Origin of the sequence: Streptomyces sp. NBC_00287 (genome assembly GCF_036173105.1) — a bacterium.
Taxonomy (GTDB): Bacteria; Actinomycetota; Actinomycetes; order Streptomycetales; family Streptomycetaceae; genus Streptomyces.
Map to the genome: position 1 here is coordinate 7,366,532 of NZ_CP108053.1, position 12,575 is coordinate 7,379,106.

The following is a 12,575-nucleotide window of genomic DNA, read 5'->3' on the forward strand; positions in this document are numbered from 1 at the left end:
ATGCACCAGCTATGAGCCGCACATCCCCCCACTTCGAGGTGAGCCGCCGCGGTCTGCTGAAGACCGCCGGTGGCCTCACCGCCGCCCTCGCGCTGGGCACCGCGTCCGCCTCTACGGCGGGCGCCGCCCCCGCGACCTTCACCCACCCCGGCATGCTGCACAACTGGGGTGACATCAACCGGGCCCGGGTCAGGGTCGCCGCTGGCAACGACCCCTGGCTGTCCGGCTGGAACCGGCTGACCGCAAACTCCCACTCCCAGTCCACCTGGACGCCCAATCCGCAGGCGACCGTCATCCGCGGCGGCACCGGCCAGAACTACGGCATCCTCTACAACGACATCGCCGCCGCCTACCAGAACGCCCTGCGCTGGCACATCGGCGGCACCGAGGCCAACGCCGCCTGCGCGGCAAGGATCCTGAACGCCTGGTCCTCGACGCTCACCACGGTCACCGGCAACGCCGACCGGTTCCTCGCGGCCGGCATCTACGGCTGGGAGTTCGCGAACGCCGCCGAACTCATGCGGGACTACGACGGCTTCGACCTCGCCCGCTTCCAGCAGATGATGGTGAACGTCTTCTACCCGCTCAACAACCAGTTCCTCACCGGCCACAACGACGCCTGCATCACCAACTATTGGGCCAACTGGGACCTGTGCAACATGGCCTCGATCCTGGCCATCGGGATCCTCACCGACGATGGCGCCAAGTACGACCAGGCGGTCACGTACTTCAAGTCCGGCGCGGGCAACGGCTCCATCCAGCACGCGGTGCCGTTCCTCCACACGGACACGGACGGCTACGCCCTCGGACAGTGGCAGGAGTCGGGCCGCGACCAGGGCCACACCGTCATGGGCATGGGCCAGATGGGCGCGATCTGCGAGATGGCCTGGAACCAGGGCGACGACCTGTACTCCTACGACGGCCGTCGCTTCATGAAGGCCGCCCAGTACGTGGCCAAGTACAACCTCGGCAGCGACGTGCCCTTCAGCACCTACACCTGGGGCACCGGGCAGAACTGCGCCCAGCAGTCCCACACCGTGATCTCCGCCGGGAGCCGCGGGCAGGTCCGGCCGGTGTGGGCGATGCTCCACTACCACTACAACCGGCGCCTGTACCTCGACGACAAGTACATCGCCCAGATGTGCTTCTCCGTCGCCCCCGAGGGCGGCGGCGGGGACTACGGCTCCACCAGCGGCGGCTACGACCAGCTGGGCCTCGGCACCCTGATGTACGCCAAGTAGCCGAGTCTTCACGCCCTGCACCGGAATACATCCGGGTGATGTGATGCTCTGATGTGAACGGTGCAGGAGCGTGGCGAAGGGCTGGTGGCCGGATGCCGACGGACTCGACGAACCCTGTGGTCAGCACCCCTTACGGGGCTGTACGTGGCAGATATGAGCAGGGAGTCGCCGTGTTCCGCGGCATCCCGTACGCGGCGCCCCCCTTCGGGCCCCGCCGGTTCCGGCCGCCGCTGCCGCCGGAGCGCTGGGACGGTGTGCGCGACGCCGGCGCCTTCGGGCCCACGGCGCCGAAACCGCCGTACTCCGAAGCCTTCGCGCAGTATTTGTCCGACCCGGTGGTGGCGGGGGACGACTGTCTCAACCTGAATGTGTGGACGCCCGAGCCCGGCCCCGGTGCGCGGCTGCCGGTCATGGTGTGGCTGCACGGGGGCGCTCTGACTCGCGGGTCGTCCGCCGTGCCCGTGTACGACGGGCGGCACTTCGCCCGTGACGGGGTCGTGCTGGTGTCGGTCAATTACCGGCTGGGGGTCGAGGGGTACGGGCTGTTCCCGGACGCGCCCGCCAACCCCGGGCTGCGGGACCAGCTCGCCGCCCTGGAGTGGGTGCGTGCCTCGATCGGGGCCTTCGGCGGCGACCCCGACCGGATCACCCTGTTCGGGCAGTCCGCCGGAGCCATCAGCGCAGGGGCCCTGCTCGCCGCCCCGCAGGCCCAGGGTCTGGTGCGGCGGGCGATCCTGCAGAGCGGGCCGCCCGAGGCGTCCGAGCGGGACAAGGTACGCAAGATGGTGCGCCGGATGGCCACCCGGCTGAAGATCCCCGCCACCGCCGCCGCCTTCGCCGAGGTCGACCGGGAGCTGCTGCTGCGCACCCAGGCCGAGGTCGGCAGGCTCAGCAGCCCGGTGCTCGGCGGGCCCGCCTTCGGGATCGTCGTCGACGGCGATCTCGTGCCGGGCGATCCGTTGGAGGCGCTGGTCGAGGGCGGCGCGGCGCAGGGCGTCGAGCTGATGACGGGCTGGACCAGTGACGAGTACCGGCTGTGGCTGGTGCCCGGCGGACTGGTGGAGCGCGTCGACCGGCTCGGCCCGGTCGCGCTGGCCGGAGCCATGGCCCGCTGCCGCTGCGGTCACGAGGTGCCCCGCGGCTATCGCACCCTGCACCCCGAGTCCGGCACCGCCGAGATCGTCGGCCAGATGGTCACCGACCACCTGCTGCGGATCCCGCTGCACTGCCTCGCCGACGCCCGCCCTGACACCTCGTACGTGTACGAGTTCGCCTGGCCGTCGGGCCGGCCCGGCCTCGGCGCCTGCCACGCCCTGGAGCTCGGCTTCGTCTTCGACACCGGCGCTGCCCCCGAGTCCGCGAAACTCGCCGGTGAGGGCGCCCCGGCCGAGCTCTCCGAGGCGATGCACCGCGCCTGGGTGCGGTTCGCCGAGGACGGGAACCCCGGCTGGCAGCACTGGGACGACACCCACCCGGTGCGCATCTTCGGCGACGGCGAGCCGCACACCGCGTACGGCCCCCGGGACCGCGAGCTGGCCCTGTGGGCCGCCGATGTCACTCCCGAGGTACCCACACCCGCATCGCCCCCGGCCGACGGTTCGCCCATGCGTGGTACGGAACTGCGGTCAGTCGTACGACGGCTTCGGCTCCCCGGCGCCGTCCGGCGGCAGTGACCACGCTCACCCCGCCCAGCAGCCCGGGTTCGTGCCGGACCGACAGTTCGGCGCCGTCGGGCAGGGTGAGCTCGTCGAAGGGCACGCCCGGCTCCTGGTCCACGCCCTCGAGACAGTGGACCAGCGGGCCGCGCTCGATTGCCAGGCAGCCCCGGACGGCGTCCACGCGTGGGTCGGGGCCGGTCAGGCGGGGGCTCAGGTCCAGGTTGACGGTGAGCGTGTCCCCGGGCGTCCAGCGGCGGCGCAGCCGTAGCCAGCCCGGGTCGTCCCCGGTGGGCGCGTCGCTGTTCGGCGCCGTGGCCGTGAAGCCGGTGCACCAGGACGGGATCCGCACGGACAGCGTCCAGTCCCGTTCCGGCGCCTCCTCCACCGTGATCTCGATCCGCCCGTCCCAGGGGTACTGGGTCGCCACCCGGACCCGGCCGCCGCCCGCCTCGTAGACGCCGGTCGCGTACTGGTGCAGTTGCAGCCCCTGTCCGTCGCCGCTCACCAGGTAGTGGGGGAGCGAGGCCAGCAGGCGCATCACGTTCGGCGGGCAGCAGGCGCAACGGAACCACGGGGTGCGGCGGGCCGCCTTGTCGGCCTCGTTCGCCCCTTCGTACTCCTCGCGGACCTGGAGCGGATTGACGTACAGCCAGCTGTCCCCGTCCAGGCCCACGCCGGACAGGAAGCCGTTGTAGAGGGTGCGTTCGATCAGGTCGGAGTACTTCGCCTCGCCGGTCAGGAGGGCCATCCGCCAGGACCACTGGATCGAGGCGATGGCCGCGCAGGTCTCGGCGTACGCCCGGTCCGGCGGCAGCTCGTAGGGCTCCCCGAAGGCCTCGCCCTCGTGGCGGGCGCCGACTCCGCCCGTGAGATACGTCTTGGTGGCCACCATGTGGTCCCACAGCCGTTCGGCCGTCGCGCGCAGCTCCGGGGCACCGGTCTCGGCGGCCAGATCCGCGACGCCCGCCAGCAGATACAGCTGCCGTACGGCGTGCCCGGCGACCGAGGTCGCCTCGCGCACCGGCGTGTGGTCCTGCCAATAGGCCCGGCCCAGATGGGGGTTGAGGTCGACGTTCAGCGCGCCGTGGCCGCGCCGGTCCACGAAGGCGGCGGCCAGCTCCAGCCAGCGGCGCTCGCCGGTCTCCCGGTACAGCTCCACCAGCGCGGTCTCGATCTCGGGGTGGCCACAGACGCCGTCGGCCCGCTGCGCGAAGACCTCGTGGATGTGTACGGCGAACCGCTCGGCCACATCGAGGAGTTGACGGTTCCCGGTGGTGCGGTGGAGGGCGATGGCCGCCTGGATCAGATGGCCCGCGCAGTACAGCTCGTGGCCCCAACCGAGCTCCTGCCAGCGCCGGTCCGGGCGGACGACCTGGTAGTAGGTCTGAAGGTAGCCGTCCGGGTCCTGGGCGGACGCGAGCAGCGCGGTCAACTCCTCGATGTGCGCCATAAGTTGGCCATCGCCCGGCTCTTCCGCGAGCTGCCAGGACGCCGCCTCCAGCCACTTGTGCACATCCGAGTCCTGGAAGGGGAAGTCCCCGGCGAACTCTCCCGAACCGGCCGCGGCCGCCCGGAGGTTGGCGAGGTTCCCGGCCCTCTCCAGCTGTGCCGGCCCCCGCGGGATGCTCACCTCCGAGTTGGTCCGGCGGCGGGTGGCCCAGAAGCCGTCGGTGATACGGGCCGCCGTGGCCGGGCGCAGGGCGGTGTGCGCGCGGTCGGTGAGTCGGATCGGGCCGCTGCGCATGCTGGACGCTCCAAGCCTTGGCGGGGAAGCCTTGGTTGAGAAACCGCTTACTGACCCCGTGAGCATAGGAAAGGGACGCCGCCGGGACAAGATCCGCTCAGGACACCGGTGCCACCGAGTTCCGGACCACCACATGCGTGCCCAGCAGCAGATGCTCGTCCGGGCTCTCCGGCGTCCGGCCCAGCACGGTGCGCACGGCGAGGCGGCCCAGCTCCTCGTAGGGGACGTGGACCGTGGTCAGCGCGGGGTGCAGATCGCGGGCGAAGGGAATGTCGTCGTAGCCGGCGAGTGAGATGTCGCCGGGCACGGCCAGGCCCGCCTCGTGCAGCGCGGTGAGCGCGCCCGCGGCGACCATGTCGGTGGCGGCGACCACCGCGGTGAACTCCAGTCCCTCCTTGAGGGCTTGGCGCATCAGCCGGTGGCCCGAGTCCCGGGTGAAGTTGCCGTGCAGCAGTAGCGCCGGGTCGGGTTCCAGACCGCGGGCGCGATGGGCGGCGAGATAACCCCGCTCGCGGCCCTGTGCCGTGGAGTGGTCCGGCTTGCCGCCGAGGAACAGCACCCGGCGGTGGCCCTGGGTGAGGACATGGGCGACCAGGGCATAGGCGCCGCCCTCGTTGTCGTACTCGATGACCGTCACCGGCGCGCCCGGGCCGAGCGGCGGGCGGCCGCACAGCACCAGCCGGGACCCCGCCGAGGCCAGCGAGTCGGCCATCCTGCGGGTGCGTTCGCGGTACTCGGGGGTGTCCGCGGAACCGCCGACCAGGATCACGGCGGCGGCCCGCTGGGCGCGCATCATCTCCACGAACTCCAGCTCGTGCCGGACGTCGCCCTCGGTGCTGCACACCAGGCACAGATGGCCGAACCGGGTCGCCTCCCGCTCCACGCCGTGCGCCATGTGCGCGAACGACGGTCCGGTGATGTCCTCCAGTACGAACGCCAGCGTGGGCGTGCCCACCCCGGCGATCGCCTTGGCGCGCGCGTCGGCGACGTAGTCCAGCTCGCGCACCACCCGCATCACGCGCGTACGGGTCGCCGAACTCACCGGGTACACCCCGCCGAGCACCCGGGACACCGTCGACGCGGACACCCCCGCCCGGGAAGCGACGTCCCGGATGGTGCTGCGGCCCGCGTCCTCGCTCTTCCTTGTCATCCCTGCCCCCACTCACCCCAGGGGAACTGCGGCAACACCGATGGCAACCGGTTCCCGGTGGGCGGAGGCTAGCAGTGCGGCCGGGCGGGTGGTCTAGGAAGTCCGCAAGGCACCCGAGATCCCCGAGATCGCCTCCGGCCCCACCCGGCAGCACCCCCCGATCAGCCGCGCCCCGGCGTCCCGCCAGGTACGCACCTGGGCCGGCGCGAAGCTGGACTGCCCGTGCCAGGCACGCGCCTGCGCGTCCCAGGCCTCCCCGCTGTTCGGGTACACCACCACCGGCTTGCCGGTGACCCGCGCCGCCGTCTCGATCGCCGCGTCCACATCCTCGGGCGCGCAGCAGTTCACGCCGACCGCGATCACCTCGTCCGCGTCGGCGGCGAGCGCGAACGCCTCCTGAAGCGGCTGGCCCGCGCGGGTCCGGTCGCCGGCCACGGAGTACGACAGCCAGGCCGGGACGCCCAGTCCGCGCACCGCCCGCAGCAGCGCCCGCGCCTCGTCGGCGTCCGGGACGGTCTCCAGGGCCAGGACATCGGGGCCCGCGGCGGCCAGCACCTCGAGCCGGGGCCGGTGGAAGCGCTCGAGTTCGTCGACGCTCAGCCCGTAGCGGCCGCGGTACTCGGAGCCGTCGGCGAGCATCGCGCCGTACGGGCCGACGGACGCCGCCACCCACAGCGGCCGATCCGTCTTCGCGCGCCGCGCGGCTTCCCGGGCCAGTTCCACGCTCAGCGCGAGCAGCTCGGCCGCCCGCTCCCGTCCGATCCCGCGTCCCGCGAAGCCCTCGAAGGTGGCCTGGTAGCTGGAGGTGATCGCCACGTCCGCGCCGGCCTCGAAGTAGGCGAGGTGCGCCTCGGTGATCGCCTCGGGCCGCTCGGCGAGCAGCCGGGCCGACCACAGCTCGTCGCTGAGATCGTGCCCGGCGGACTCCAGCTGGTTGGACATCCCGCCGTCGAGGACGACGGGACCGGCTGCGAGGGCTTGGGCGAGGGTGGTGTCGCTGGTCATGTCATGACGCTAGTCGAACAGTGGTCGAGCGGCCGGTTGTGTCCATTAGGTGGGCAAGGTGCCCATCATGTGGGATCAGGTGCCGGTGATCGCCTTGAGGGCTTCGCTCAGGACGGAATCGCCGGGCGGGCCGTCGTGCCAGCGGGCGGCGACATGGCCGTCGGGGCGGACGAGCAGCGCTCCGTGCGGGCCGAGCTCGCAGACCGCGGTGTGCTCCTCGGGCAGGGTCTCGATGTGCAGCGGCCAGGGTCCGGTGGTGTGCCGTTCCCAGGCGGCGGGGTCGGGGGTGAGCAGGGTGAACCACTCGCCGAGGATGTCGAGCGTGGAGTGGTCCGGGGCCAGCCACAGATGCGGCATACGGTGGCCGGGCCGCGTGCTGGGGACGTAGTCCGTGCCCGGCTCCGACGGCTCGTGCGGTGCGGCGCCGTCGGTGAGCACCGCGTCGGAGTCGTAGGCGTTGCCGAGCACGAGCCCGAGTTGCGCGAAGTACCGTTCCGACCACGGCAGTTCGATCTGCTCGGAGGCCGCCGCACCGGACTGGAGCTGTTCACGGCGCCGCGCCTGTACCTGGAACAGCAGCTCGGCGTTTGCCACGGCCTGGCCGAGCGTCCGGTGGGCCACGGGGTGCCGTTCCTTCTCGTAGCTGTCCAGCAGGCTCGGCGCGGCCCACCCCTGGAGGACGCCCGCGAGCTTCCAGCAGAGGTTGTGCACATCGGCGATCCCGGCGTTCATACCGAGGCCGCCGGTGACGGGGACCGCGTGTGCCGCGTCGCCGGTCAGCAGGATCCGGCCGTGGCCGAAGCGTTCGGCGACGAGAGCCTTCATCTCCCAGTGCTGTACCCGCAGTACATGCAGCGGTAGGTCGGGTCCGGTGCCGAGGGTGCGGGAGAGGAAGTCGGGCCAGTCGGCGTGTTCAGCGCCCTCGGGGGTGGGCCCGAGCCAGGCCCAGCCGCCTTCGGGGTAGAGCGGGATGAAGGATCCGTACGACAGGAAGTAGACCCCGGCCGGCTGCCGCGCGCACCAGTGGTCGAGGTCCGCGTCGAACACCACGGTGGTGATGTCGGCGATCTTCCCGGGTCCCGCGGTGCCGATTCCCAGCAGGCCGCGGACGGTGGAGTTCGCGCCGTCGGCGGCGAGCAGATATCGGGCACGCACGCGCGTACGCCGGTCCTGCTCGCGGTCGTCGAGCAGGGCCACGACGCCGTCGGCCTCCTCGGTCAGGTCGACGAGTTCGGTCCCGAACCGCACCGGTGCCTTCGCCGCGGCCAGCAAGTGGGGTTCGAGCCGGTCCTGCGAGGTGACCACGCCGAGCGCCGGGCTCTCGGGCACCGGCGAATTGACCCCGACCCATTTCGCCAGGGCGAAGTCAGGGCTGAGCAGGGTCTCCCGGAAGCGGATGGTGCCGAACTCCGGGGCGAAACCGGCGCCGGTGATCTTCTCGTCCAGCGCGAGTCCGCGGAAGATCTCCATCGACCGCACATTGACCAGCCGGGACCGGGGGAAGGGCGACAGCTCGGGATGCCTCTCGACCACCAGGACCCGTATGCCCCAACGCTCCAGTAACGCACGGGCGGTGAGCCCGACGGGCCCACCGCCTACGATCAACACCTCGACCTCGTCGTCCACGACGACGTTCTGATCCGTCATGCGATCAATCTTCCGCACCCAACGTGCGCTGCCGCAATGGTCCGTTCGGGACTATGCCGCGTGCCGGCCGCCCCGGCGCCGCCGCCCGTCGCCCCGGGTCGCCGGCACCATCAGCCCGCCCAGCAGCCCGAGCCCCAGCGCGTACGGCCACCAGCCGAAGGCCTCGCTCTCGGCGCTCGCGGTGCGGGTATCGGCGGGGGCGGCACCGGCCGCCGTGCGCGGGGCGACGCTCGGGGAGGGGCTGGTGGCGGTGGACGCGGTCAGGACGACGTCGTTGCCGTCGCCGCCGCGGTAGCTGATCCGGTACGTGGTGTCGGCGAGCTTCACCCGGGCGCCCTCCTTGAGGCCCTTGAACGCGCCCGTCGTCCTGGCCCGGCCCGTGTGCGAGAGTACGGTGATCTCGCGCGCTGCCGGTCCGGTCGCGGCGGACGCCAGGTCGAGATCACCGGCCAGCCGAACCGCGCCGGTCACCTTCAACGGCCGCTTGCCCAGAACCAGTTGGCCCCCAGCGCCCTGTGTGTAGTCACCCGCGACGGTCAAACCCCCGGCGACCACACCCTCGTTGGTCACCGCTCCCTTCACCGTGCCCTTGCCGCTCAGCGTGTTCGTCACCCGCAGCCCTGCCGTCCCCGCGTCGAGCCGTGCCGTCGACGAGGTGAGCCGGACGGCCCTGCTCTGAGCAAGGGTTGCCCCCGATCGCAGCGCCAGCGTGCCCTTCTTGACGGTCGTCCGGCCGGTGTACGTCACCGCCGTGCCCGTCAGCGTCGTCGTCGCGGACCCGGACTGGGTGAGCGACCCGCTGCCGCTGATCCGGGACAGGGAGAGGGACTTGCTGGTGTTGTTCAGCACCAGCGAGCCGTTGTTCACGACCTTGTAGAGGGCGCCCCGCGTGTACAGCCCGCCGTCGCCGCCCGTCTTGCCGCTGCCCAGGCGCAGCACCGCGCCCTTCTCGACCGTCGTCGAGCCGTCGTAGTACTGGACCGCGGCGAAGGTGACGTCGTTGCCCTTCGTGCCCTTGATCACGATGTCGCCGGCGCCGGGCGTGGACAGCGTGTCGTGGAACCGGCCGCCGCCGATGGGCGCGCCCAGCGTCACAGGCCCGTTGTAGTTGAACGTCAGCAGCGAACGGGACCGTGCCGCGAGGAGGTTGATGTAGACCGTCTCGGCCGTGCCCGGCATGAAGATCTTGTTCGTCGTTCCGTCGCCCCACTGGACGTTGGCGCCCTTGATGTTGGTGCCCCGCTTGTTGATGTTCTTGCGCGCGGGTGTCCAGTTGAGGGCGGGGTCGCTGAGCGAGGGGTCGGTGTCGCCGCCCTGGTTCGACCAGCTGTACTGGCCGGTGAGGATCACCTTGCTGCCGGGCCGGGACTGGACGTTGATGTCGCTGCCGTACTCCCGCTGGTAGAAGTCCATGCCCATGGTGACGGTCTGCCCTAGCGGGGTGTCCACGGTCCAGGTGCCCTGGTTGAGGACCTTGCGGACGCTTGGCAGTGAGGTCGCGAACTCGGGGCGCCCGGCGTTGACCTGGGTGCCGTTGTCGATCACCCCGGAGAAGGCATGGGCGCCAGACAGGTCCCAGGTGCCCCACAGGAAGCGCGGCTGGGTGATCAGGCCCGAGCCGCTGATCGTGCCGAGGTTGTAGGCGCTCTTCAGGGACAGCCTGAGGGTGCCGTCGACCCGGATGTTGTCCTGGTTGAGCCGGAACGCCGGTGTGTTGTAGGGGAAATGGCCGATCAGGCCGGTCGTGCCGCCGTTGCCGTACTGGAGCGTGGCGCCGCGCTCGACCGTGACCGCGGGTGGGTCGGGGTCGGTCGTGGTGACATACGGATGGTTGCCGCCCTGGGTGGTCACCCGTTGCCGCTGCCGGGACTCGGGCAGGGTGAAGTCGCTGTCCTTGGTGAGGACCAGGGTGCCGGTGCCGCGCACGGTGAGGGTGCCCTCGCCGCGGAAGACTCCGTCGTAGGTCGTCGTGCCCGGCGGCACGGTGACGGCGGTGTCCCCGGCGAGGGTCACGTCCCGGTCGGCGAGCACATCGGCGGTGGCGTCACGCGGGCCGTCCGCGGCGGACGACGGGGGCGTGGCGACGATGAGGGCGGCTAGGGCACCGACGGCCGCGGCTGTCTTGTGGGTATGGCTGCGCACGCCTTGGGGACGTATGGGGGCGGGGGCCGATAACAGAAAACCGGCCCGCGATTGTCAGGCGCTGCGCGGGAAGACCCGGAACGGTGTGTCACCGGTCCACTGGAACTCGCCCTCGGGCAGACAGTTCAGCTCGGGGTCGGTGCCGAGGCCGTCGCAGTGTTCCCCGCTCAGCCTGACGAAGACGACGACGGTGTGCTCGCCCACGCTGAGCGGGCGGAACGGAGGCGACACCGGGACGGAGAACGGCCGCCCGTTCTCGCCGACGAAGCCGGTCTGGAGGATTTCCGGGCCGTAAGTGAAGGTGCGTTCCTGGGCGGTGCCGCGGTCGATCACATAGCGGGCACCCCGGAATTTGGCGTTGAAGTCGTCGATCGGATCCGCCTCGGGGGCGTTGTAACCGTCCGGGTACACGGCGCTCTCGGCGTCAGGGGCCGTCTCCCAGCCCGGACCGGGACGCACCCACCGTTCGCCCGCGAACGCCTCCCGGCAGGGCGGCGGACCGATGATCCGCTCGGTGACTCCATGTGCTTCGTTGAGGTTCACCCCCTCGAAGATGCAGTTGTGATCGGGCGGCGGAACCGCCTGGGCCGCTGTGGCACCGGCCAGCGTGGCCGCCAGTACGACGGACACCACGGCGGCGCGGAACGGGGCTGGTCTCAAGGGACCCACCTTCCGTGCAGGAGTCGGACAGTGGTCCCAGCCGACCACGTGATCCGCCTGCCCTGCGCTCGTAGATGACCGTTCGAGTGAGGCGGTCCCCCATCCGGCGGCGCTTTGTCTCGCCGGACCCGTTGACCTCCCCGTAACACACCCTTACCTTTTCGGCGTTCGTGATTACAGATGCCGTTCGCAATATCGAACGGCCCGAGTGTCCCGAGGTCACCCCCACCCCCGAGAGGCAGTCCGTATGAGCCGCGAAGACGACGACCTGCCCCAGATCCCCAGTCGCCGACTGATGCTGAAGGGCGCCCTGGCCGCGGGCGCCCTCACCGCGACCCCCACCGTGGCCGGCGCCGCCCCGAGCCCGAAGAAGGCAGTCCCGTACGTGAATCCGCTTGTCCCGCACCGCGCCGACCCGCACATCCACCGCCACGCGGACGGCACCTACTACTTCACCGCCACCGCGCCGGAGTACGACCGCATCATCCTGCGCCGCTCACGCACCCTGGGCGGCCTCACCACCGCCGCCGAGTCCGTCATCTGGCGCAAGCACACCACCGGCAACATGGGCGCCCACATCTGGGCGCCGGAGATCCACCGCATCGGCGGCAAGTGGTACATCTACTTCGCCGCGGCGCCCGCCGAGGATGTGTGGGCCATCCGCATCTGGGTGCTGGAGAACTCCAACGCCGATCCCTTCAAGGGCACTTGGGTGGAGCGTGGTCAGCTGAAGACGCAGTGGGAGACCTTCTCCCTGGACGCCACCACCTTCACCCACCGCGGCACCCGCTATCTCTCCTGGGCCCAGCACGAGCCCGGCATGGCCAACAACACCGCCCTGTGGCTGTCGAAGATGGCCAACCCCTGGACCCTGACGGGCCCTCAAATCCGGTTGTCCACCCCCGAGTACGACTGGGAGTGCATCGGCTACAAAGTCAACGAGGGCCCCTCGGTCATCGCCCGCAACGGCCGGCTGTTCATGACGTACTCGGCCAGCGCCACCGACGCCAACTACTGCATGGGCCTGCTGACCATCGACGCGGACGCCGACCTGATGAACCCCGCGAACTGGGCCAAGTCCCCGGCCCCGGTGTTCACCAGCAACGACACGACCAAGCAGTACGGACCCGGCCACAACAGCTTCACCGTCGCCGAGGACGGCCGTACCGATGTCCTCGTCTACCACGCCCGCCAGTACAAGGAGATCGTCGGCGACCCGCTGAACGACCCCAACCGGCACACCCGCGTCCAGACCCTCGGCTGGAACCCCGACGGCACCCCGGACTTCGGTATACCCGTGGCCGACACAGCCAAGGAGAGTGCGTGAG

Annotated in this window: 9 protein-coding genes; 3 read left to right on the top strand and 6 right to left on the bottom strand. The window is 71.1% G+C overall.

Going from position 1 to position 12,575, the window contains the following annotated elements:
- The first annotated feature begins 11 nt into the window (after positions 1–11).
- A complete protein-coding gene (locus tag OHT76_RS33495; protein WP_328874589.1) occupies positions 12–1,241 on the top strand; it encodes an alginate lyase family protein in 1,230 nt (409 codons plus the stop codon).
- Between the two features lie 92 nt (positions 1,242–1,333).
- Positions 1,334–2,914, top strand: coding sequence for a carboxylesterase/lipase family protein (locus OHT76_RS33500; protein ID WP_328874590.1), 1,581 nt, complete (start codon positions 1,334–1,336; stop codon positions 2,912–2,914).
- Here OHT76_RS33500 and OHT76_RS33505 read toward each other — a convergent pair.
- The 6 genes from OHT76_RS33505 to OHT76_RS33530 form a co-directional block, all read right to left on the bottom strand.
- On the bottom strand, positions 2,796–4,643 hold the full coding sequence (locus OHT76_RS33505) for a glycoside hydrolase family 127 protein (RefSeq protein WP_328874591.1): 1,848 nt from the start codon (positions 4,641–4,643) through the stop codon (positions 2,796–2,798). The genes OHT76_RS33500 and OHT76_RS33505 overlap by 119 nt on opposite strands.
- A gap of 97 nt (positions 4,644–4,740) precedes the next feature.
- Complete coding sequence (locus OHT76_RS33510; protein WP_328874592.1) at positions 4,741–5,793, bottom strand: LacI family DNA-binding transcriptional regulator; 1,053 nt, start codon at positions 5,791–5,793, stop codon at positions 4,741–4,743.
- 93 nt (positions 5,794–5,886) lie between these two features.
- Complete coding sequence (mmuM, locus tag OHT76_RS33515) at positions 5,887–6,798, bottom strand: homocysteine S-methyltransferase (protein WP_328874593.1); 912 nt, start codon at positions 6,796–6,798, stop codon at positions 5,887–5,889.
- A gap of 75 nt (positions 6,799–6,873) precedes the next feature.
- A complete protein-coding gene (locus OHT76_RS33520; RefSeq protein ID WP_328874594.1) occupies positions 6,874–8,445 on the bottom strand; it encodes an FAD-dependent monooxygenase in 1,572 nt (523 codons plus the stop codon).
- A gap of 51 nt (positions 8,446–8,496) precedes the next feature.
- The gene (locus OHT76_RS33525) at positions 8,497–10,587 is read right to left on the bottom strand and encodes an autotransporter-associated beta strand repeat-containing protein (RefSeq protein WP_328874595.1); all 2,091 of its coding nucleotides are present in this window, start codon (positions 10,585–10,587) and stop codon (positions 8,497–8,499) included.
- 54 nt (positions 10,588–10,641) lie between these two features.
- Positions 10,642–11,247 (bottom strand): hypothetical protein, encoded by a 606-nt coding sequence (locus OHT76_RS33530; protein ID WP_328874596.1) that lies wholly within the window; start codon positions 11,245–11,247, stop codon positions 10,642–10,644.
- Between the two features lie 247 nt (positions 11,248–11,494).
- Between OHT76_RS33530 and OHT76_RS33535 the strand changes: the two genes are divergently transcribed.
- On the top strand, positions 11,495–12,574 hold the full coding sequence (locus OHT76_RS33535) for a glycoside hydrolase family 43 protein (RefSeq protein ID WP_328874597.1): 1,080 nt from the start codon (positions 11,495–11,497) through the stop codon (positions 12,572–12,574).
- The last annotated feature ends 1 nt before the right edge of the window (position 12,575 follow it).